This window comes from Paenibacillus sp. 01T422, from assembly GCF_056398785.1.
Window position 1 is genome coordinate 1 of the sequence record NZ_JBFTQB010000040.1, and the last position, 22,387, is coordinate 22,387.

General features: G+C 47.8%; 22 protein-coding genes. 4 read left to right on the top strand and 18 right to left on the bottom strand.

The features are described from left to right. Positions 1–63 precede the first annotated feature (63 nt). Both AC1DUA_RS03925 and AC1DUA_RS03930 read right to left on the bottom strand, forming a co-directional pair. Positions 64–954 carry a cation diffusion facilitator family transporter gene (locus AC1DUA_RS03925; protein WP_477498483.1) on the bottom strand — a complete coding sequence of 297 codons (891 nt, stop codon included), beginning with the start codon at positions 952–954 and terminating at the stop codon, positions 64–66. A 93-nt stretch (positions 955–1,047) separates the two neighbouring features. Beyond that, positions 1,048–1,791, bottom strand: a complete 744-nt coding sequence (locus AC1DUA_RS03930) for an IclR family transcriptional regulator (protein ID WP_477498502.1) — start codon at positions 1,789–1,791, stop codon at positions 1,048–1,050. Between the two features lie 311 nt (positions 1,792–2,102). Between AC1DUA_RS03930 and AC1DUA_RS03935 the strand changes: the two genes are divergently transcribed. Next, positions 2,103–3,098: an alpha/beta hydrolase gene (locus tag AC1DUA_RS03935; RefSeq protein ID WP_477498484.1), complete on the top strand. Its 996-nt coding sequence runs from the start codon at positions 2,103–2,105 to the stop codon at positions 3,096–3,098. A gap of 571 nt (positions 3,099–3,669) precedes the next feature. On the opposite strand, the gene AC1DUA_RS03940 is transcribed toward AC1DUA_RS03935, so the two are convergent. The 12 genes from AC1DUA_RS03940 to AC1DUA_RS03995 all read right to left on the bottom strand — a co-directional run bounded on the left by AC1DUA_RS03940 (position 3,670) and on the right by AC1DUA_RS03995 (position 14,617). After that, positions 3,670–4,989 (bottom strand): deoxyguanosinetriphosphate triphosphohydrolase family protein, encoded by a 1,320-nt coding sequence (locus tag AC1DUA_RS03940; protein WP_477498485.1) that lies wholly within the window; start codon positions 4,987–4,989, stop codon positions 3,670–3,672. 235 nt (positions 4,990–5,224) lie between these two features. After that, a complete protein-coding gene (gene folE / locus AC1DUA_RS03945) occupies positions 5,225–5,815 on the bottom strand; it encodes a GTP cyclohydrolase I FolE (RefSeq protein WP_477498486.1) in 591 nt (196 codons plus the stop codon). Between the two features lie 28 nt (positions 5,816–5,843). Continuing rightward, positions 5,844–6,422 (bottom strand): TetR/AcrR family transcriptional regulator, encoded by a 579-nt coding sequence (locus tag AC1DUA_RS03950; RefSeq protein ID WP_477498487.1) that lies wholly within the window; start codon positions 6,420–6,422, stop codon positions 5,844–5,846. 134 nt (positions 6,423–6,556) lie between these two features. Then, positions 6,557–6,766: a YneF family protein gene (locus AC1DUA_RS03955; RefSeq protein WP_047687552.1), complete on the bottom strand. Its 210-nt coding sequence runs from the start codon at positions 6,764–6,766 to the stop codon at positions 6,557–6,559. Positions 6,767–6,825: 59 nt separating this feature from the next. Further along, positions 6,826–7,539 carry an HD-GYP domain-containing protein gene (locus AC1DUA_RS03960; RefSeq protein ID WP_477498488.1) on the bottom strand — a complete coding sequence of 238 codons (714 nt, stop codon included), beginning with the start codon at positions 7,537–7,539 and terminating at the stop codon, positions 6,826–6,828. Positions 7,540–7,619: 80 nt separating this feature from the next. Then, complete coding sequence (locus tag AC1DUA_RS03965) at positions 7,620–8,165, bottom strand: methylated-DNA--[protein]-cysteine S-methyltransferase (RefSeq protein ID WP_477498489.1); 546 nt, start codon at positions 8,163–8,165, stop codon at positions 7,620–7,622. Further along, the gene (gene queG / locus AC1DUA_RS03970) at positions 8,162–9,376 is read right to left on the bottom strand and encodes a tRNA epoxyqueuosine(34) reductase QueG (RefSeq protein ID WP_477498490.1); all 1,215 of its coding nucleotides are present in this window, start codon (positions 9,374–9,376) and stop codon (positions 8,162–8,164) included. Before queG ends, AC1DUA_RS03965 begins: the two co-directional genes overlap by 4 nt. A gap of 36 nt (positions 9,377–9,412) precedes the next feature. Further along, the gene (gene lepB, locus AC1DUA_RS03975) at positions 9,413–10,018 is read right to left on the bottom strand and encodes a signal peptidase I (RefSeq protein WP_477498491.1); all 606 of its coding nucleotides are present in this window, start codon (positions 10,016–10,018) and stop codon (positions 9,413–9,415) included. Further along, positions 10,019–10,573, bottom strand: coding sequence for a DUF402 domain-containing protein (locus AC1DUA_RS03980; protein ID WP_477498492.1), 555 nt, complete (start codon positions 10,571–10,573; stop codon positions 10,019–10,021). Positions 10,574–10,714: 141 nt separating this feature from the next. Next, positions 10,715–11,146 (bottom strand): GNAT family N-acetyltransferase, encoded by a 432-nt coding sequence (locus AC1DUA_RS03985; protein ID WP_477498493.1) that lies wholly within the window; start codon positions 11,144–11,146, stop codon positions 10,715–10,717. Positions 11,147–11,823: 677 nt separating this feature from the next. After that, a complete protein-coding gene (locus AC1DUA_RS03990) occupies positions 11,824–13,032 on the bottom strand; it encodes an MFS transporter (protein WP_477498494.1) in 1,209 nt (402 codons plus the stop codon). Positions 13,033–13,261: 229 nt separating this feature from the next. Next, the gene (locus AC1DUA_RS03995) at positions 13,262–14,617 is read right to left on the bottom strand and encodes a TrkH family potassium uptake protein (RefSeq protein WP_477498495.1); all 1,356 of its coding nucleotides are present in this window, start codon (positions 14,615–14,617) and stop codon (positions 13,262–13,264) included. Between the two features lie 185 nt (positions 14,618–14,802). Here AC1DUA_RS03995 and AC1DUA_RS04000 point away from each other — a divergent pair, with 185 nt between their 5' ends. Next, positions 14,803–16,677 (top strand): PAS domain S-box protein, encoded by a 1,875-nt coding sequence (locus AC1DUA_RS04000; RefSeq protein ID WP_477498496.1) that lies wholly within the window; start codon positions 14,803–14,805, stop codon positions 16,675–16,677. Positions 16,678–16,739: 62 nt separating this feature from the next. On the opposite strand, the gene AC1DUA_RS04005 is transcribed toward AC1DUA_RS04000, so the two are convergent. From AC1DUA_RS04005 to AC1DUA_RS04015, 3 genes are read right to left on the bottom strand one after another with little or no spacing between them, the layout of a single operon-like run. Next, positions 16,740–17,858 (bottom strand): Ger(x)C family spore germination protein, encoded by a 1,119-nt coding sequence (locus AC1DUA_RS04005; protein WP_477498497.1) that lies wholly within the window; start codon positions 17,856–17,858, stop codon positions 16,740–16,742. Then, positions 17,855–18,964: a GerAB/ArcD/ProY family transporter gene (locus AC1DUA_RS04010; RefSeq protein WP_477498498.1), complete on the bottom strand. Its 1,110-nt coding sequence runs from the start codon at positions 18,962–18,964 to the stop codon at positions 17,855–17,857. The genes AC1DUA_RS04005 and AC1DUA_RS04010 overlap by 4 nt, the downstream gene beginning before the upstream one ends. After that, a complete protein-coding gene (locus AC1DUA_RS04015; protein ID WP_477498499.1) occupies positions 18,964–20,523 on the bottom strand; it encodes a spore germination protein in 1,560 nt (519 codons plus the stop codon). The genes AC1DUA_RS04010 and AC1DUA_RS04015 overlap by 1 nt, the downstream gene beginning before the upstream one ends. A 106-nt stretch (positions 20,524–20,629) precedes the next feature. Between AC1DUA_RS04015 and AC1DUA_RS04020 the strand changes: the two genes are divergently transcribed. After that, entirely contained in the window at positions 20,630–21,235 is a 606-nt protein-coding gene (locus AC1DUA_RS04020) for a superoxide dismutase (protein WP_477498503.1), read from the top strand. A gap of 193 nt (positions 21,236–21,428) precedes the next feature. After that, complete coding sequence (locus AC1DUA_RS04025) at positions 21,429–22,112, top strand: Crp/Fnr family transcriptional regulator (protein WP_477498500.1); 684 nt, start codon at positions 21,429–21,431, stop codon at positions 22,110–22,112. 73 nt (positions 22,113–22,185) lie between these two features. Here AC1DUA_RS04025 and AC1DUA_RS04030 read toward each other — a convergent pair. Continuing rightward, positions 22,186–22,387 (bottom strand): NUDIX hydrolase (locus tag AC1DUA_RS04030; protein ID WP_477498501.1); only part of this gene is annotated, 202 nt, incomplete at its 5' end.

Here is a 22,387-nt window from a genome sequence, read left to right on the forward strand (position 1 = left end):
CATATAGCCACTCCGGATCGTTGGAGTCGTCTAATGAAAGGTGTTTTTTCATGTCTTCAAGTGTTAAGTAGGTTCCTTGTACCAAGGGTTCAAATGCACCAGTACCTCGTCCACATCGTTATGCGCCGATTGGATTTTTTGTTTAATACCACGAATAATGTCGTGACCTTCCTGAATGGTCAATGTGCCTGATACGCCCAGCCGCGCGTCGATCAATATGTAGTGTCCGTGCTCGCGTGCTCTCAAACGGTCAATTCGCTTGATCTCGGGTACAGAACGGATCAACGCCGCATACTGTTCAATCTGTGTCTTGCTTACACTTCGCTCCATGAGAATACCGAATGAGTCTAGGCCCATTTCATAAGCCAGCTTCAATACCAGAATGGAGACGATAATCCCCGCTACAGGGTCACCGTATGCTAGAAATGCGTAACCAAAGCGATCCCCGAGCRGCGCCAAACCAATCCCCACGGAAGCGGCAATCGATGCGTACACATCCGCCAAGTGGTCATAAGCCGTGGCGATCAGCCCTTTGCTGTTCATGTTACGGCCAATCCGCATCGTGTACACATAAAGAATTTGCTTCCAGATCAGCGAGATGAGAGCTGCGATAAAAGCCATCACATGCGCCTCTCCAGCTGGTTCGAATAGGGCATGAATCGAATGATAACCAATGTATACAGCGGCTCCAGCCAAAATAATCGCGACGATAAAGGCGCCGAGCACCTCCGCTTTGCCATGGCCGTACGGATGATCCACGTCAGCGGGCTTAGACGACACACGCATAGAGCTGTACGCGGTCGCTGATGCAATGACATCGCCGGCATTATGGATGCCATCGGCAATAAGCACTTGGCTGTTAAATAGAAGGCCAACGATGATTTTGATGGCAGTAAGCACGATGTTACTGGCAAGACTGATCCAGATCGCCAACATCGAGGCTGTGTTCTTCATACTTGCCACTCCCTTCCCACTTCTAGTATGACCTCCTAGAAGCAAAAAATCCTCTATCCAAGTACTCGGATAGAGGATCTGTATCGCGATGCGCTAACGCAGCATCGTGCCCATGCGCCGCGCCGCTTCCATAATGAGCGGCGCTTGCTCTTGCATCAGCTCCAGCGTAAGCCTGTTCGCTGGACCTGATACGGCGAGGGCGGCCACAAGTCGGCCCCCGCGGTCTATAATCGGCGCGGACACAGCCGCCGCACCGGGCTCTCGCTCTTCCACGCTCGTGGCGAAGCCAGCGAGCTTGGTGTCGCCCAGCTGCTGCAGGAACAACTGCTGATCCAGCCCGGTCGGCCAATCGGCCGAGGCTAGCAGCTGCTGCTGCACAGCGGGCTCTGCGAAGGCGACGAGCACCTTGCTAGAGGCGCCTACGTAAAGCGGCATTCGCGCCCCTACAGGGGCTACACGGCGAATGGCATGGTTGCTCTGCACGGCTTGGATGCGAATGCGCTCCAGGCCGTCCTGCACGTAGAGCGAGATCGTCTCGCCGAGGAGATCGCGCAGCCTTTCCATCTCCGGCAGCAGTATGATGCCGGGGTCTCCCTCCTGGGAGAGATTAGCGGATAGCTCCCATAGTCGGTAACCTAGCCTGTATTTATCTGTGGCAGCATCGCGCATAACAAAACCCTTGCCTTCCAGGGAAGCAAGCAGGCGATGCACCGTACTTTTATGTAAATCCACTCGACTTGCAATTTCTGTCAACGTCAGTTCGGTCGATTCCGTAAAACAGAGCATAATATCCAAAGCTCGCTCTACGGCTCGCACCGTCAGCTTGTTATCTTCCATGACGAACACCACTTTCATAGTCAACTGTCTGCGGAAGTATCAAATAGTTTCACTATATGAAACCCAGTTATATCTAGTATAACCAAACTCCTAGGTTGCGTAAAGGTCAAACATCTGTTTCTTGAATTGTTACAGAAAGGTTACAGCCGCCTTACATTTCCCGCATCCTCATTGACTTGTAAGCGCATTCAGAATAAAATTAAGATAATAGATTACTTATCTGAAAATTTAGATAATTACTGCCTTTCTCCTTATAACATCACAGAGCAGCCTATTTGAACACACTACTTTTCTGGAGGGAGGGTACTGCGATGTCATCAACATCACTATCCCCAGGCTCACTTCAACCTACGCTCGATCAGGTCGTTACCCGTCCGCTTTTACGCAAAAAAAGGCTGGTTCTCACCATCCTAATTTCATTCCTGACGTTATGTACCTCACTGCTTCTTGCTTTTCATGCTTATATTGCATGGACGCTGGCGCGGCCGCATATTGATCCGCTTCATTCGGATCCCATGAGAGCCGTTGGCCTCCCTTACAGCAGCGTTACGTTCCCAAGTTTGAACGGAACCTCGAATTTAGACGGTTGGTTCATTCCCGCTCCTTCCGACAAAACCGTGATCTTCTCGCACGGCTATGGCGGCAATCGCGAAGAATTGTGGGTTCCGCTGTATAATTTAGCCCGCGAGCTGCATTTGCAGAATTATAATGTACTGATGTTTGATTATGGATATGTTCACCCCGGCAACGAAAACGTCATGACCGGTGGCATTCAGGAATCACAGGAGCTGCTTGGAGCGATTAACTACGTTAAGCATTTATCCAATGGTCCTATTTATATCTGGGGCTTCTCAATGGGTGCTGGAACAGCGCTGCAGGCTGCTCTCCAAAATACTACTGATATCTCAGGGATGATCTTGGACAGCACGTTCATGCTGAATCCGGATACGCTCTATCACAATATGAAGCAAGTTGTGAATGTTCCGAAATTCCCATCTCTACCGCTCGTCCGCTTATTCTTTCCTCTGCTGAATGGAGTGAGCTTGCATGAAGTACCTTATAAGAAGGTCACTTCGACCGCTTATTCGATGCCTATTTATTTCATTCATGGAACAGAAGACTACAAAGCTCCATATGAAATGGTAGAGGACATTTTCAAGGTGCAAACTGATCCGCAATCGAAGCTTTGGATCATCCCCAAAGCACAGCACGAGCTGTTATACCGCGCAGAACCCAAAAAGTATGTGCGCACTACGCTGAGCTTCCTTAATGGCCTGACACCGAAAGAGGCTGTAGCTGTAAACTAACTCTGGTATTCCCTCCTCCCTATAAAATCGACCCCTTGCGGGGTCGATATTTTTTTGYGGGGATACCAGCGCTATCCGTTTATGGTCTGAAACCCATCTTCCCCCCATCAGGGCTGGGCCTTGAACATGTATTTTGTACATCAAAACTCATGTTACCTGACCATCGAGAGTAGAATCATGCATTTTGTACATCAAAACTCATGTTACCCACCCATTCGAGGGTAGAATCATGCATTTTGTACATCAAAATTCATGTTACCTGCCCATCGAGAGTAGAATCATGCATTTTGTACATCAAAACTCATGTTACCCACCCATTCGAGAGTAGAATCATGCATTTTGTACATCAAAACTCATGTTACTCACCCATTCGAGGGTAGAATCATGCATTTTGTACATCAAATTCCAGCTTTTCAGCCCAATGTACGCCACCGACACCAATTTTGATGTACTATTTACATCATTCCTTAGAAATAACCTCATTTGCCCAGGATTTGATGTACTTTTTGCAGGATTCGGCGCAGTGCAGTGCCCAGCGCCCAATACCTAACGCCTAGCCTCTTCTCCGCACCTAGTCCATCTCATAAATCGAGCCGGACTTGCTCGCAAACAGCTCTGCATACACCTTCTCCGCGTATGCGTCGGTCATGCCGGATATATAGTCCGCGACGAACCGCGGCCAGCTCCAGTTGCCCATCCGGCGCTCATAGCTATCGATCCAATCGGGTGGAATGATCCACATTCCCCTGTCTTGATCGATAAAGCTTTCCCACAGCCGCTCGACGATGATCTCGCTGCGTTTCTGAAGCCGCAGTACCCGGAAATCCTTGATCAGCGTGACCCACGCCAGCTTCTTCAAGATTTCCATCGTCCGCAGGAGGTTCATATCCTCTGCTCCGTCTCTCACGAGCGCTACCTTCTTCCAGCCCCGCTCAGGATCGTCCAGAATGTCTAACCGACTCGCAAAAGAGCTCACCCAGCGGGCCTTCATCTCTCTGCGCGTACGCGACTCTTCGCGATTGCATTCGGCGAAAATCTGCTGCCACTGCTCCAGGTAGTCGGTCAGAACCTTCCTAACCATTTGCTCGATATCCACTTGCTCCCAACCAAATTTGTGCTTGTTGGGATCGTTCAAAATCTCCATAACCAGATGGCGGATCAAACGTTGATCCTCAAAGAATGTAGCGTTCATCTGGATCTTCCCAGCCCGAATGCCGTCTTCAATATCATGCGTGGAGTACGCGATATCATCGCATAGATCCATCAATTGTGCTTCTAATGTGGAGCAGCCTTCCGGCATGTTCCATTCTCTGCGCAGCTCACGGATAATCTCCCACTCGGAGGCGTATACCCCTTTAAGCCGGCCTTCTTCCTCGAGCAGGAAAGGGTATTTATTAATACCGAGCAGTACGGCCGCGGTGAGGTCAAGCCCGCTTTCACTGCCTGCCCTTTTTTCAAGAAACATCAGGATTCGGAAGTTCTGGGCATTGCCCTCATATTTAAGGCCATGATCCTTCAGCAGGATATGGTTCAGCACCTCTTCCCCTTTGTGACCAAATGGCGGATGGCCGAAGTCGTGTGCAATAGACGCACACTCCACAACGGTAGGGTCAATAATGAGACCCGGATGTTCTCTTTTTTGCAGAAAAGGGTTCGTCCGTTCCAGTCGTTTCGCCACTTCCCTCGCAATTTGGGCAACCTCTAGCGAATGAGTCAGACGTGTCCGATAGTAGTCGCCTGAACCAGCTCCGAACACCTGTGACTTGCCCTGCAGCCGACGAAAGGTCGGCGATTGGATCAACCTTGCGTAATCCCGCTCAAATTCATCCCGTTCTTCACTCACTTTAGAGGAAGCGGCCTCTCCGGGCCGAAATTTTCGTATGTTGTTCATCAGCTTGCCCCCTCTGGTACTCTTGCCAACCCCCGGATTTGTATGCCTAGCGATTCGTACACTTGCTATTATCAGTTTATGCTATAGCATGTACGCTAGTCACCCTGAGGCTATTTATTTATAAAAGAATACTATATTCGTCTATTCGCCAACAAGTCATGCATGCACATTCCCCACAAAAAAAGGGATGCTGCACAAGACATTTGTCTCCATGCACACCCCTTTTGCTCGCTAATTACCTGTTGATCAAAGATAAAAATTCGGAACGCAGCGTTGAATCCGTACGGAAAGAACCGCGCACTGCCGATGTGATCGTCTCGCTGCCGTACTTTTTGACACCTCTGGAGCACATGCACATATGCTCACCCTCTACAACGACCATCACGCCGTGAGGCTTCAGCACTTCATCGAGAATGTCGGCGATTTCAGACGTTATTCTCTCCTGTACCTGCAATTTGCGGGTAATGACATCGACTAAACGTGCAAATTTGCTTAATCCCGCAACTTTACCGCTCGGCAGGTACCCCACATGCACTTTGCCGAAAAACGGCGCCATATGATGCTCGCATTGGCTATAATAAATGATATCTTTAATGATCACCAATTCCTCATGCTGCTCATCAAAGGTTACACCAAGAACGTCCCGCGGGTCTGCGTCATAGCCCGAAAATATTTCTTCATACATGCGCGTTACGCGTGCAGGTGTGTCCAGCAATCCTTCCCGGTCCACATCTTCCCCGATCAATCGCAAAATCTCGCGCACATGCTTCTCAATCTGCTCACGATTCTCAGCTACTCTCGCATTTCTGTATTCGACTGATGCCAACTACTCCACTCTCCTCATTACATATCCTTTAACCCATACAGACCGTCAAAACCTTGATCCCGTCTCTCATAGCCCTGCTGTCTTTATGCGTTTTGGTAAGCAGCATCCCGCCCTGCCATAGGGAAACAATAGGTGCAGCCAGCTCGACTGGAGCTAACCCCTGTAGAGAAAGCTCTCCTTGTTTCCGTCCTTCTTTCAGACAAGCTTCAATCTCTGTCTCCATCTCGCTGAAAAAGCGGCTGAGCGGCTTACGCAGTTCCTCTGAACAATCGCTAAGCTCCAGCGCCAAATTCCCGAAAAAGCATCCCTTGCGGCACTCGTTCTCATCGCAGAAGCTTAACATGCGTTCAAATAGTTCCAGCACGCGCTGCTTTGGCGATAGTTTAGTATTGCCCAGACTTGGCTCCAACACTGATTGCCGCATTTCATTTACCTTGCGCTCAATTACCTTTAAGCCCAGCTCTTCTTTGCTTTTAAAATGATAATAAAAATTGCTTTTACATACCCCGCTGCTCGACAAAATGTCCTCTAGTCCCGTTCCTTGGTAGCCATGATCATGAAATAGATCCATCGCAGCTTCCAGAATGCGGTCTTTGTTGCTTGCCATTGACTAGCCACCTCTGAATCGTACTGGTATGTCCTAATTTTGCAAAACCTGACGATAATACGAAGGGCTCCTGCTGTCCGCCGATGATACGGTTACACAGCAAAGCCCTTTGAAGAGGTATTCACACCCCTGTATTATTTCCACTTTTGGTTTTTCATCATTTGCTGCGCTTTGTTTAACTGTTGCTTATTCATGTTGTAGCCCATTTGCTTAGCCATTTTGGCCAGCATCTCGGGATTATTTTGCATAGATTCCAACTGCCTTTTCAAATAAAACACGCCGATAAAAAATCCACCGACTAAGCCCACAATCAAAGTGAGAATAGGAATAAGATAACTCCACATAACGTTGCCCCCTGCAAGTGTTAATTGGTTACATTGCTTGCCTTATCATACCATTTCTACTACATATTCGCGACAGCAGTAATTTTGGCATAAATATGTATTTCATCGCTGGTCAAGCCTCTTGGAATGCCCTGGCCATTTAATTCTTCATGATGTTGGAAGGCGACATGGGCAATCAGCAAGCTGAATTCACGCTTGTTTTTCAAAAGCTCAAATCCGCGCCACGTATGGTGCTTCCTGCTATCAGACGCTTCATCGTCATAGGTAAGCTCAACTTTCCCCACATCGTGCAGAAGTGCGCCAATGGCAAGTTCTTTCAGTTGACTCTCATTGAATCCCATATTAATTCCTACGAGCACCGCCATCATGCAGACGTTGGTAGCGTGGACGTACAGCTCGTTATCCTTGGTCCGAATGTCAGTCAATTGGACGAGCACATCCCGATTTTTCATTACCTCATCCAGCAAGGTGTTGATCGAAATGCTCATCGCGCGAGAGTTAAACTCCTTGCCAGATTGAAGCGCCGCGAAGGTTTGCCCCATTTGCTGCATAACGATACGTTTCGTTTCTTCTGAAATGATTTCGGGAATTTCCACATCTTCCAAGTTCGGATCCTTGATATAGATCATCGTAACACCGATTCGATTGAGTGTATTGATCATGAATACCGTTAACTGCACACCCTCAGAAAGCAAAATCGAACCGTTGCTGGCAAATATCGTGCGACCTAAATATTGACCCGACTCAACGGAATCCAAATGTACATATTTCATAGGATCACTCCACGGCTAGTTATTGTTTGGATCCATATTCGGTTGTTCTTCGTGTTCATATGCGTTCTATGAAATGCGTTCTATGCTTTGCGTTCTATACCCTCTAAATCTAGCAAATGTATTTTCATTTCCAAACCTCCGGCATAACCCACCAGGTCGCCGCTTACGCCAATAATGCGATGACATGGGATGATCACTGGAATCGGATTTTTATTATTCGCGCCGCCTACTGCTCTAACGGCTTTCGGTGATTGGATCGCCTCAGCAATATGCTTATAGGAAGCTGTCTCTCCATATGGGACGGTGAGCAGTGCAGTCCAGACTTTTTTCTGAAACTCCGTGCCCTGCAAATCCAGCTCTCCATCAAAACTTAACCTTTCGCCTCTAAAATACTCCTCCAGCTGCTGCACGATTGGCGCAAGGTTGGCTGCATCCTCCTGGAGCTCCGTCCCCTTGCCAAACCAACGGGAGATCCACTCTTGCAAGTCCTCTTGATTCTGGGTCATGCTGCCGAAGGCAACACGGCACAGCCCTTTCGAGCTTGCAATGAGAACTAGCGCACCTATAGGCGTAGCAACTTCCGTATAGGACAGGACGTTCAGAGCCGTTTGCTGATTATATGTCATGTCGGATTCTTCTCCCCTGTATGCGAGCTTGCTTGGTTTGCTTGATGTGCTTGCTTGAAGGCTGCAATCGCCTTCTCAATATCTTGCTGCACAGCTGGCTCCTGCTCGGCTTCTTGGGCTTTGTCCAGAGCAGCATAGACATCTTCGCCGCCTATGCGCCCCAGCGCCCACGCAGCTGTAGCCCTGATCTCAGGGCGCGGATCCTTATGCAGCAGCTCGGTAAGGACAGGCACAGCGGAGCTGTCCTTGAAATTCCCCAGCGCGATGATCGCATTGCGCTGAATGGGCTTCTTGCCCCGCCAGGACGCTGCGATGCGTCCGTATTGCTCTTTGAAATCCTTGTTCGTCATGGTGAGCAAGGGAATCAGAAGCGGCTTGACCTTCTCAGGGTCAGGCTCGAATTCCGGATGATGCGTCCAGTTCATCCCCTTGTTCTTCGGGCAGACGATCTGGCACGTATCACAGCCATAGAGCCGGTTGCCGATCTTGAGCTTGTACTCATCAGCGATAAATCCCTTTGTTTGAGTAATGAAGGAGATGCAGCGGGATGAGTTCAGCTGCCCCGGGCCAACGAGCGCCCCAGTGGGGCAGGCGTCGATACAGATCGTACAGTCGCCACACTGATCCATCATCGGCGTACCCGGGCCAAACGGAATATTCGTGATGATTTCGCCCAAATAGACCCATGAGCCCCATTCTGGCGTAATGACGGCGCAGTTCTTGCCGGACCAGCCGATGCCGGACCGCTCCGCGACAGCGCGATCGACCAGCACGCCGGTGTCGACCATACTTAACGTTCGCGCGTCGGGCATGCGCTCCGCGATGAAAGCCTCCAGCTTCGCGAGCCGGTCGCGAAGCACATCATGGTAGTCGCTCCCCCAGGAGGAGCGCGAAATGATCCCCCGATACGCCCCTGGCTCGGATCGGGGTGGGTTAGCCAGCTTCGACGGGTACGCCACCACGATGGAGATGATCGACCGCGGCGCATCGAAGCTCAGCTCGGGATGCACCCGCTTCTCAATATCCGGCTCCTCGAAGCCGGATTCGAACCCCTTCTCCCTGTGGCGGAGAAGGATGTCTTTCAGTTCTGTGAACGGCTCCGCTGACGTGAAGCCGATCTTATCTATACCGAGGGACGGCGCGGCTTCCACGATCTCTTGCTGTAGTTTTCTGATATCTGTCTCTGACGCTGCGACGATGGAAACCGCCAAAACACCCTCACCTCTCATTATACGTTCGTATCTAACTTACAGCTTAGCGGCCATTACGAATGGCCACAGGACATACTCGGCTCGACCTTGAATCAGGCTGACCGGAACTTCCCCGAACCTGCGGCTGTCCGCGCTTGCTGCCGCATGGCGGTTATCGCCCATCACGAAGACGCGGCCCTCCCCGATATGCATCGGGCCGAAATCGCCGTCCTCGATGGGCGAATCCGTATACGGCTCGTCGACTTTCTCGTCGTTAACATACAAGACGCCGCCTCGGCCTTTCACCTCGTCGCCTCCAACGGCTACCACCCTTTTCACCAGGAAAGGGTGATGGGTAAAGGCATACTCCTCCGTCTCCTTCAGGATGACGATTTCACCGCGCTGCGGCGATTTAAAGTACGTAATCGCTTTGTTCACAAACAGCCATTCTCCCTCTTGCAGCGTTGGATCCATCGAATGTCCCCGAACCGTGGACAGATTAAATCCAAATTGATGCACCAGAATAACGACAAGAAGAGCTACGAGGATGGATTTCGTCCAATCCCACAGCTCATGGGTGAGGCTTCTTACCTCTGCCTGTTTGACATTCCTGGGCTGTGAAGCTGCTTGATTCGATTCATTGCGGCCTACAAAGAAGCTCATTTATGCTCCTCCGTTCCTATGCTTTTCCCACTGCTCGTAATAATGCATCACCATTTCATCTTGAAATGGCGGCTTGTCCGTACTCGCCAGTTCCAAAATGGCGGCGAGTCCATCGTTCACTTTTGACTCAACGAGTGTTGAATAGTGATAATTCAGTTTATGACGTTCATATTCATCTTGATCTACGATATGTACGGAACGATCCGGCATTCGAATGACATCAAGGTCGTAGTCGATATAAGTCAGCACTTGCCCAGTCACATACATAGGAGATGCTACGTTACAGTAATATCTCACTCCTGTATCTTCGATAAGAGCAACAATATTAAACCATTGCTTGGGAATAAAAAATGAAACGCCTGGAATACGGCTGACCCATTCCTTACCGTCAGCTTCCTGAATCTTCGTCTGGCTGTTAATAAACACCATCATGTCTAGCTGGAGATGGTCGGCATGCATGACGTGCGGCGGTACTCGCCAATTCGTGAGCCACATCCGATGCAAATGTCCGTCATGTTTGAAGCTTTTTATCACATACGGCGCGAATTTATCCATGTCTCAAAGCTCCTCTATTGATAGCTGCCGATAAGTTCCCCTATTATATAGAAAAGCATATCTGACCCCCAAATGCAATGGCGGCACAGATATGCTTCCCTATATCCAAAACTATTCAATTCCACTCTCGTTACTCGGAGGTTACACGCTGACTTTCTTCACAATGCTCAACCGATGCGCAGCACGGGAGAAATCAGTTGTACTATAACCTGCCGACTCATACACAGGGAGTACGACTTCATTATGGACGTCCACCGTTACCATAATTTTGTTCACGTTCCGTTGGAGGAACCTCATTTTCATTGCTTCGATCAAAGCTTTTCCGATACCTTTACGCTGATACTCTGTGGCAACTGCAATTCGATAGTAATAGCCATTGTTGTTATCGATGGTGCCAATAATCATGCCCACGATTTCTGATTCTTCTTGTGCAACCAGCACAAGCTCCGTATCCCAAGAAAGTTGACGAGCAAATGCTTCCATCGTTTCCTCATAGCAGGTTTCCGACAAAACATCCTGCAAAAGTGATGTCACCGAAGACGTATCACCAAGCTGAAATGAACGAACATGCATACGGTTCTCTCCCAATCCCCTATTAATTTGTTAGGATTAATTTTATGGTAATTTAGTAAATACGACAAAAAAGGACGGAATCCTGCTGAAAATGTGTTAAAATTCACAAAAATCTTTGTTTTTTTCTAAAAACCTCGTGAAAGCGCTTAAATGCAAGCGTTTTCAACAAATTGTGCATGGATTGGCTGCAGATTTAGGGAGCATAGGATGTTGGACACGCAATGATGAGAAGGATCGTTCGGGGCGAGGGGAACTGGAGTCCACTATTCGGAGGAAAACGAAGAATTCCCTCTCTTGGCGGAACTACAGGGCTTTATCCAGCCTCCATGCACGTTTTACCGTTGAAATTCGGCAAAATAGCGGACTGCAGTTCCGCTTCTAAGTGGAAAATGTGCCTTTTCACAGAAATAGAGCACCATAGTTCCTTTACGTGAGTGCCTACTCATGCTTCAATCAGCCTTCCGCCAAACTGTGATGCTACTAGCTACTGTACCCGCCTTCCACCATCCAATCACGCTATTCACCATACCTCAATCTTCCACATCACCCGCCGCGAACCAAATTTCAATACCCTAGCGAGAAGTACGCTAGGGCTTGTCCAAAGGAACTGGAGTCCCCTATTCGGAGGCAGAAATAAATAAAAAACCTGACGGATCAAACTCCGTCAGGYTTCGATGTCAGCTGCTAGTCGCTCTCGACTCTTTCACAACCGCTTGCGGGCCGCGATATTTGTAGAAAAATGCCACGCCAATCAGCGCGAGTCCATTGATGGCAAAAACGAGAGGAATCCCGATCCAGCCGCCCAAGAAGCCGCCAATGATCGGCCCACTCATCGTCCCTAGCTGCGTAGCGGATTGGTTCAAGCTGAATGCCCTGCCCCGGAAGCTGGGATCTGTGAACTTCACAATCAAGGCATTTAATGCCGGATAGACAGCAGCGAAGAACAGCCCGTAACTAAACCTCAATATGCCGAATGCCAGCAAATGATGGGTACCCAACTGCAGCAGATTGCCAATGCCTCCACCTATCAGTCCGATGAACAGCGTTTTGGAATAGCTGAGCTTCTGACCAAGCTTGCCCCATCGAGGCGCTGCTATAACAGTCGCTACGCCAACAGCTGAGAAGATGATGCCTGAGCTTAGAGAAGCAGAGCTCTGGGTGCCTCCCATTTGGAGCACATAGATGGTGAGCAGCGGCTCAACGATCATGACCGAGGTCGCCACCAGCATGGTTACGCCGAGGATCATCATGAATGATCGGTTATGCGCAGCCGATTTCAAGTCATCCCATACGCTGGAACGCACGGCCGAGCGGTTGAAATTTTGCTCCTTGGCTCCGAGTAAGCCGATGAAGGCCGCCACCAATACGACACAGCCGGACACCAGAAAGGACTCCCTGTTCCCTACCCAGTGGCTGACAAAACCGCCAACGAGCGGGCCTATCACGCTTCCTGCAGCTCCCGCCGTAGACATAACACCGAGAGCATAGCCCACTTCTTTCTCCGGAGTGTTCGTGGCAACGAGCGCAATGGCAGCCGGAACGAAGCCGGCAAGCAGCCCCTGCAAAATGCGCACAGCTAAAAACAAATAAGGATCATGCACGAAAAACGTCGCAAAATAAAGAACGCTTAAACTGAACCCTGAACGGATGAGCATCGGTTTGCGACCATATTTGTCGGCAAGCGATCCCCAGTAGGGTGCAATTAAAGCGCTGGCTAGGAAAGTAATACCAAATGTGATGCCCGACCATGCTTCAAGCCCTTTATCAATCCCGAGCTCTGTGTGCAGGAATATCGGCAAGAATGGAACCGATATGGTGTAAGCCATCCCGCAGAAAAAAACGCCGATCCATAATGTAACCAGATTTCGCTTCCAAGAAAATTCCATGTCATTTCCCCTCCTAATGATTCTTTCTGCACGTAAGTGCTCATCCACTCCTCTTTATCTCTCCCGACAACCGCGAAACGATAACCTTATTTTATCATCTTTATCCCGATAGTAGAAATTTTAAATCAAGAATGCAAAAAAGCCACCTGATTTCAGTGGCTCCCTGCTGTACGTTCCTCACGAATTTCTCTGTCGCATGATAAACAAAAATGTACAAACATCCAATAAGCTATCCAATCGTAATCTTCCCTTCCGGGTAACGGAAGTGCTCTTTCTCCGGCAGTGGAATCAAAATGTAGGCGAGTGTAACGGGTCCAAGCCGCCCAATGAACATCAGAACAACGAGAAACACCTTGCCGAATTCCGTCAGCTGCGAAGTTAATCCCATCGACATCCCCGCTGTGGCATACGCCGATGTGACCTCAAAGAGCACGCCAAGAAACGGATAGCTCTCTGAAATAGTAAGAACAATGGTGGCAATGACAATTAATGAAAACGAGAGCAGCGTGAAGGTAATTGCCTTATAGATCCGATCCTTCGAGATGCGCCTTCGGAACAGCACGATTTCCTCATTGCCCCGCATCATCGCGATCACCGCGCCGACCAGAATGACGAAGGTCGTCACCTTGATGCCCCCTCCGGAGGACCCCGGTGAAGCCCCGATAAACATCATGATAATGATGAAGAACTGCGTCGCCTGCCGCATCGATGGAATATCGATGGTATTAATGCCTGCAGAACGTGAGGAAACGGACTGCAGCAATGAGCTGAGCAGCTTGCCCATAGGGGAGAGCGGCTGCAGCGTATTCGTATTCGTGAACTCAAATATTAGGATGACCAGAGCACCAATGAAGATGAGCCCCGCAGAAGCGCTTAGCACCACCTTGCTGTGCAGGGTAAGTTTTTTATTCTTGCGATAGGTCATCAAGTCAGAGATTACGATAAAGCCGATTCCCCCTAGAAAAACAAGAAGCATAGAGACGATGTTGACGATGGGATCTTCGACATAATGCATCAAACTTCCCGGACGATCAGGCAAGCTGCCAAATAAATCGAACCCGGCATTGTTAAATATCGAGATGCTGTGGAAAATGCCGAAGTACACCGCCTGGCCAATTGGCATCTCAAACGACCAGCGAATTGCGTACAACATGGCACCAGCCAGCTCAATGCAGAGCGCGTAAATCAATACTTTTCGAACAAGCCGGACGATTCCTTCCGTGGACTCATGGTTCATCGCTTCCTGCAGAATGAGACGCTCCTGGAAGGAGATGCGCCGGCGCAGAACGAGTGCAATGAGTGTGGACATGGTCATAAAACCAAGTCCGCCAATTTGAACAAGCAGAATGAGTACAATTTCCCCAAAGGTCGATAAATACGCGCCTGTATTGATTACAGAGAGTCCCGTTACACAGGTAGCGGAGGTCGCCATAAACAGGGCATCGTTCCAGGGCATTTGGCCTTCCCCCTCTAAGGAAATGGGCAAAGACAGCAGGATAGACCCCACGAAAATGATCAAAATAAACCCCATAGCTAGCACTTGAGGAGGACTTAAGCGGAATTTCTTTCTCGAATTGTTTATCATTGYAGGCACTCCGTACGTAAATAAGATTGCGATAATTGTATAATTTGATAGAAGCAATGTAAAGAACTGTCAGTTTAAGAGGAATAAAAGACGTATTGGCAGGAATAACCCCCTCCCTGGTAGAACACTTCGTAGAACACTTCATTGGAATGTTGAGTTAGCGCCTAGCGGAGGTAGTTTTGGAAATGTCCATAGACCAAAGACTAATAAATGAATCTTTATTTATACAAGCTTTTAAATATGCTCCGATCGGCATGGTTCTCGTTGCAATGAATGGGCGCTTTCTCAAAGCTAATCCAGCTATTTGCTCCATCTTAGGATACTCGGAGTTGGAGTTATCCACCCTTACTTTTCAGGAGATCACCCATCCAGAGGACTTGGTCCTTGACCTGCAACTAATGACGGAACTGCTTACAGGCGAACGGGATTCCTACCAAATGGAAAAAAGGTACTTTCATAAAGACGGACGTATCGTATGGTCTCTATTGGCTGTCTCCCTGGCCCAGGATGAGAATAGTTCCTCCCCATTTTTCGTATCTCAAATAATCGATATCAGCGATCGAAAGTACGCGGAGATCGAGCTGAGGGAGAAAGAACGCCTTCTCCATGAAAAGGACGCCCACTATCGCGTCAGCATGATGAATCATTTGGAACAAGTCCATGAGCTGTATCGTATTATTTCGGATCATGCACTGGATATTATTACAATTGCCTCACCGGAGGGCGTAACACGTCATATTTCACCCGCTGTTCGTAATTTGCTAGGTTATGAAATGGATGAAATCATAGGAAACAAAATGATTGATCTTTGGCACCCGGATGATCTGCTTTCTCTGGATTCGTGCTGTCTTCCTAATATCTCGGATATCGATATCCTTATATGCCGCGTTCGCCATAAACAGGGCCATTATGTGTGGTTCGAAACGACTGTCAAAAGGATTCGCACCGAAGAAGGCGATATCGAGAAAATCGTCGCCGTCGGCCGGGATATTACGAAACGTAAACAAGCCGAAGATGAACTGTGCGCGACCAAGGAACGACTTGAATCCTTCATCAAAAACAATGGGGACGCAATTTGGGTCATTGACCGTGACGAAAAAATCGTTGAAGCCAATGCAGCTTTCAGCAAACTTTTTCAATGGAAAACCGAAGAAATCATTCAACAAGCACTGCCTATCACGCCACCAAATCTCGTTGATCAAACAAGGGAATTACACGAGAAGGTCCTCTCAGGGCAATCGGTGATCGGTTTCGAAACGATTAGATTGCGCAAAGATGGAACCCTGGTTGATGTAAGCACCACGTTATCTCCTATTCATGACACGACTGGCCATATTATTGGCATAGCCGGCACCTGTCACGACATCACGGAAAAGAAACAGGCCGAACAACTGCTTATTAACTCGGAGAAGCTATCTATCGCCGGCCAGTTGGCAGCGGGAATCGCCCATGAGATCCGTAATCCGATCACAGCGATTAAAGGCTTCATTCAGCTCATGAAATCGGGCGTTTCGGAGAAAAAATTGTATTACGAGATTATGTCTTCGGAGATCGAGCGCATCGAAATGATTCTCAGCGAGCTGCTCATTCTGGCTAAACCTCAGATGATTCACTCCGATCGCAAAGATATTCGCAATCTACTGGCTCAAGTCACTACATTGTTAGAATCCCAAGCGATTCTTAATAATGTAGAAATCATAACGGAATGTGAATCTGATCTCTCCCCGATTTTGTGCGATCAGAATCAATTGAAGCAGGTTTGCATTAATTTCATCAAAAACGCGATAGAGGCTATGTCRCTTGGCGGAACCCTCCTCATTCAAGTGAAGACACAGAACGAGAACAGCTTGATTCTGCGTTTCATCGATCATGGTTGCGGAATCCCCGAGCACATTTTGACTAAGCTTGGGCAGCCCTTCTATACCACAAAAGAAAAAGGAACAGGCCTTGGATTCATGGTCAGCAAAAAAATTATTGAAAGCCACAACGGAACGGTAAGCGTATTCAGCAAAGAAAATGAAGGAACAACGGTTGAAATTTGTCTTCCTACCTTACGTTAGTTTAGGAGTTATCTGAGCCATTCTGCCGAGGCAGGATGGCAGGATGGCTCTTTCTCTCCCCACTACTTCACTTCACCATTATCCTTAACCATCGTATTCACATGCACATTGACCTCAGCCTTGGCAAACGCCTCTCCCCAACGATTCTCTACCTTTTTCCATGCTTCATACTGATACGCGCGCGCGAACAAACCAAGTCCAATCGGGTCGATTTCGTGCTTCTGGAACTTGTCCATAAGCTCCTTCATTTGCTTATTCAACTGCTTATTTATCATATTTTCTAACTTAGTACCTTCTTGTTCTACATCCAAAGTAAATAACTTCTCCGTCAAGCGAAGAGGCAAGGTCAATTCAACATCGAAATGAAACTGATCTTGCGAATAAGTCACTTTCACCTTCCTCGTGAAATGCAGCACATAGAAGGTCGCCGTACCTTCGGAGAATAGGTCGTCTTTGCTCTCTTCAGGCAATTGAATGGTATAGGACAGACTGCCTTCTATATGTCCCTGGAGCAATAGCAAAAGTTGATTTTCCACCAAATTCAGTTTTGCTACATATTTTCCTTTTTTATTCAGCAGCACGGTCCCCGTAGCGACAATCTCACCATTTTTGCGTAACTGCGGCATGTATGGCGTTATTCCCTTTTCATACACCTGACTGTGTAGCTTATGGAGCGTTGTATCCGCAATCAGATTTCTTTCCTTAGCTGTATCAACAAGCGTAGCCACATGCAAGGGAAGCCGCCGCTTATTAGGAGGTTTGAAGAACATGATATCCTCAACGGGACCATCCACCGCGATAACCTTCGCCAAAATATTTGCTTTTGAATCCCGAAAATAAATATCCAGCAGCTTAAGCCAGCCCTCGTGCTCTAAGACACGCTCGCCAATAAGGATACTCTGCACTTTGCCAGCGCTTATAAGTGCTGAAACACGAGCATCAAATTCATTTCTTGCGTCCCTCACGGTCGTAGAATAGACCTTGGTTTGTTCATTTTTTTCCTTCGCTTCCTTATTGAAGACAGGACTTGAGGAATAAAAGACCAGATTATTGTCTTTATCCAGATCGATCCCCATCATAAGCATCAAAGAAATATTCTCCAAGTCCACCCGATCATCACAACCTGGAAGCACTAGCAGCATGATGATTAGGGGCAGCATTATTTTATGAAGCCGATTCAATTCCGCCACCTCGCCATCCAATTCCGCGCGCTAAGAAGTCCCCATAAGCCAAAAGGAAGCAAGTATGCTACGCCCAGTCCAAACTTATTAAACCAATCGATCCACTCTTTACTCTGACGCCAACTTGGGTCCCAAATAAAGGTGATCACGATCATGGCAGCCAATAGCACGATCAGATGAGCTTTTGTTCTTCCTTTTGCCACCAACTGTTCCGTGCATTGTACGGCAATAAGAAGAGCTGGAAACCACGTTTTACAAATGAGCAGAACATATACGGATAAAAAAATAATATCGAACCTCTCCAGAAAACGAAATTCGATGATTTTCGCGACGGAAAGCGGTGCTTCTTGATACTGCGTAATTTCATCCGGACTATAGACGACAAAACAAACGATCGTTATAAATAAATAAACCGCAAGGGTCATCGTATTGGCAATTACCACGCTGGCGGAAGCTGACTTTTTATTTTCTAAATAAGGGTAAAAAAACAAAACACCTTCAAAACCCAAAAAAGAAAGGATCGTGGAGCTTATACTGTGCCAGACCGGCATCCACCCCTCTTTGAGAACCGGAAGAAGATGAATCCAATTTGCGTCCTTTAGTACATATAACAAAATGAACGGCATCCAAATGGTACTTAAAATCACGACTTCCGCGAAACGTCCTAGGCTGCGCATGCCTCCCTTCACGACCATAAAAGCTGGAACAACAAACAACAACATGAGCACATAAGTATAAGATTGCTGCATAATCCAGGTTTTAATAAGAAGCGCCATTCTATTAAAAATTAGATAAGCGAACATTAGCATATATACAGCAAAGATCATGGTTACGAAGAGGCCGGACCATTTGCCAAAGTAATGCCTCACCAATTGAATAACGGTGCCGCTCGGGTATTTTTTCATGACTTGGATCATGGCCAAACTCGCCAATACGGACCCAATCCAACCGCCGAAAAGGGCTATCCATCCATCTGTACCACTAATTCCTGCCAGCACGCTTGGCATGGCTATCACACCTACACCTAGCTGCATTCCATGAATGATAAAGATAAATTGCAGGTTGGTTATTTGGTTCCTTTCAAAGGTATTCCCTGTCTGTGGCATTAGTTGTCATCACCTTCTGCACGTTTTGGAGCCATCCTCTTTTTCTGAAGAGTTCTTACACTTTCAGGGCGCTTAATCATCTTCCACAGGGGCACACGTATGAAGCTATCTTTCCAATCCCCTAGACGTATGGGGGCAATCGGTGAAGTATAGGACTGGCCAAGTGATTTTAAATTAATAAGATGTGCGACCAGAATCATGTATCCCGCTATGATTCCGATAATGCCGAATATCGAGGCAATAATCATCATCGGGAACCGAATTAACCGAATGGAAGAGGCCATGTCATAGTTAGGCAAAATGAACGAAGCCACCGCTGTGGATGCCACGATTACGACCATTAGGTTGCTGACGAGTCCCGCTTGGACAGCTGCTTGTCCAATGACAATCCCGCCTACGATACCTACTGTCTGACCGACAGGAGCTGGCAATCGTATCCCGGCTTCACGAAGCATTTCAAGCATAATCTCCATGATTAATGCCTCGATGAGCGGTGGATATGGAACAGCAGCCCTGAATTCACCGATCGATAATATGAGATCTAAGGGGATCACTTCATGATTGAAGGAAATGCAGGCAATATAGATACCTGGCAGGAATGCGGCAACGAAACATGCCAAGATGCGCAGCAACCGAAGAAAAGTCGCCACGGGCCAACGCATACTGTAATCATCAATACCTTGGAAAAAAGAGACCAGATTCATTGGCGCAATCAAGACGCTTGACGAGCGGTCCAACACAGCGCAAATTCTTCCTTGCAGAATCTGAGAAGCCGCCGTATCCGGGCGCTCTGTTGTAATAAATTGCGGGAACAGAGATAAGGTATTATCCTCGAGATACTCCGCTAATTCTCCTGTGTTCAGAATACAATCGATATTCAGTTTCGTGATTCTATCTTCCATTTCTTGTAACAGCTCAGGTACAGCGACATCTTCTAGATATAGAATAGAAACCTTGCTTTTAGCTCTCTGGCCTATGTAGTATTCTTTGATTTTCAAATCCGTGCTGCTAATATACCGGCGGATTAATGCGATATTATGAGAGTCTGTTTCAACAAAGCCTTGGTGAGCTCCTTTTAATGACGCCTCGATCTGCGAATCCGTAATCGCCCTTTGCGGCCACCCCTGCGTATCCATGGCATAGGCATGAGGCAGTCCGTCAATAAATAGAACGCTATACCCGTGCAAAATAGATGTCTCTATCTGCTCCCATGTCTCTATAGTGCTCATAAGTCCAAGCGTTACAGGCAGTTCAACCTCTACCTCTTCAACCTTATGAAACATGAGCTGGCGCAAGACATTATTGTTGATGGCATTTTTATCTACAAGTCCAGATAGATACACGAGTGCCGCTTCACTACCCGTTTGTTTATAAATGAATGTGCGGATAACCAAATCTGGTGTTTTGTTAAAAATCGTCTGCAATGCCTTTACATTCTCTGTAAGAGTTGTATGCAGTTCATTACTCACTGGTGCAAAATTACTGTTCTGCCCCGGTTCGGCCGCCTGAATGAATATTCGGTTCGTCCAGCGAAATAATCGGCGAACAAAACTCATCATGAACACCCTCTTACCTCATCCATTGTTGTCGTTTCATTTTCCCTTGAATTTCCATGGATTATTCATGCTATTTTTACTGGACCAGAGAAATTCAGCTTTCTGCGATTTGTCGTGTATAAAAAGTGGAAAAATTTCGGATGTTATAGGGCCACACATCGATGCAAAAACGATGGAAATTCACCACGATCGTCACCATAACGCTTACGTGACTAACTTGAATGCAGCTTTGGACAAGCATCCTGCTCTGCATGATAAATCCCTTAACGACCTGATCGCTGACCTGAACAGCCTTCCTGAAGATATTCGCACAGCTGTTCGCAACAACGGCGGCGGACACGCGAACCACTCCCTTTTCTGGGAAGTTATCGGACCAGAAGCTGGCGGAGCACCTACAGGTACGCTTGCAGCAGCTATCGAGAGCGAGCTTGGCGGTTTTGACAAATTCAAAGCTGACTTCGCTGCAGCTGCAACAACACGCTTTGGTTCCGGCTGGGCTTTCCTAGCTGTTGACAAAGCTGGCAAATTGAAAGTATACAGCTTGCCTAACCAAGACAGCCCGATCATGGAAGGCGAAACGCCAATCCTTGGTCTTGATGTTTGGGAGCATGCTTACTACCTGAACTACCAAAACAAACGTCCTGATTACATCGCAGCGTTCTGGAACGTTGTGAACTGGGCTGAAGTTGGCAAGCGTTACGACGCTGCGAAATAAGCTAGTCATACAAGGTGCTGTCCTACGAGTAGATCTTTCTACTTGGGGGCAGCCCTTTTTCATTTGTGGCACCGTATGATGACCTAGTGACATCCTCCTTAGGGACTATTAATGGTGGAAATTGTTTACGGTTTTTCGGGAACGTAGTACGATAATAGTAACCAATATTATCCTGAAATGAGATGAGAGCCCGGTGAAAACAATCGTCCCCCTACTTCAAAACGTTCCTCTTTTTCAAGAACTCTCACAAACTGATTTATTAGGCATTGCCCCTCTATTCGTAGAAAAGAAAGTGAAAAAGGGCAGCATTCTATTCTTGGAAGGCGATGCAGGCGAGGAGTTATTCCTGATCAAATCAGGTGTCGTCAAAATATATCGGTTGGATGAAGCCAAGGAAATCATTCTGGCTTTGTTTCGGGATGGGGATTTTTTTGGCGAAATGTCTCTGATAAGCGCCGGTCTTACCCGATCGGCAACTGCTGAAACGCTGGAAGCCTGTACGCTCTATGCTTTGAGACGTACCTCCTTCGTGCAATACATGGAAAAGAGCCCTAGGCTATGCCTAAAGCTCTTGGAAACAACGATGGGACGACTGCGTCAAGCCAATGACCAAATCTACGATCTGACGTTTCTGGGTGTGCGCTCACGTATTATTAAAACGATCATCCGACTATCTGAGCAGCATGGTATCCCTGCGCAGGACGGTCTGCTGATTAATGTCAAATTGACTCATCAGCAGCTCGCCAATATGGTTGGCACCGTAAGGGAGTCCGTTACCAAAGTGCTGCAAGAACTGCAGGACGATGACCTCATACAAATCGATAAAAAGTTAATCACATTAATAAATGTGGATGCTATTAAGGCCGAAATTCGCTAATACCTGAGGCGGGGAGCGATGGAGTAATGGGGCAAGGAGCAATGGATCATTCGAACAGTGGGCCAGGGAGCACCTATTCGTTGCTCTCCTGCCACTCTTTCATAATCCGAATGAATACATTCGGGTAGGCGTATTGCTGCAGCTCATCCGGGCCTACCCAGCGGTAATGGAACGGGATCCATTCTCCCCCGTCTGTTGGGTGGCTCACGCTGGTCAGCTTGGCGCGAAATACTTTCATTTTCCAAACAATATGGCTGAAAATGTGCTCCGTATCC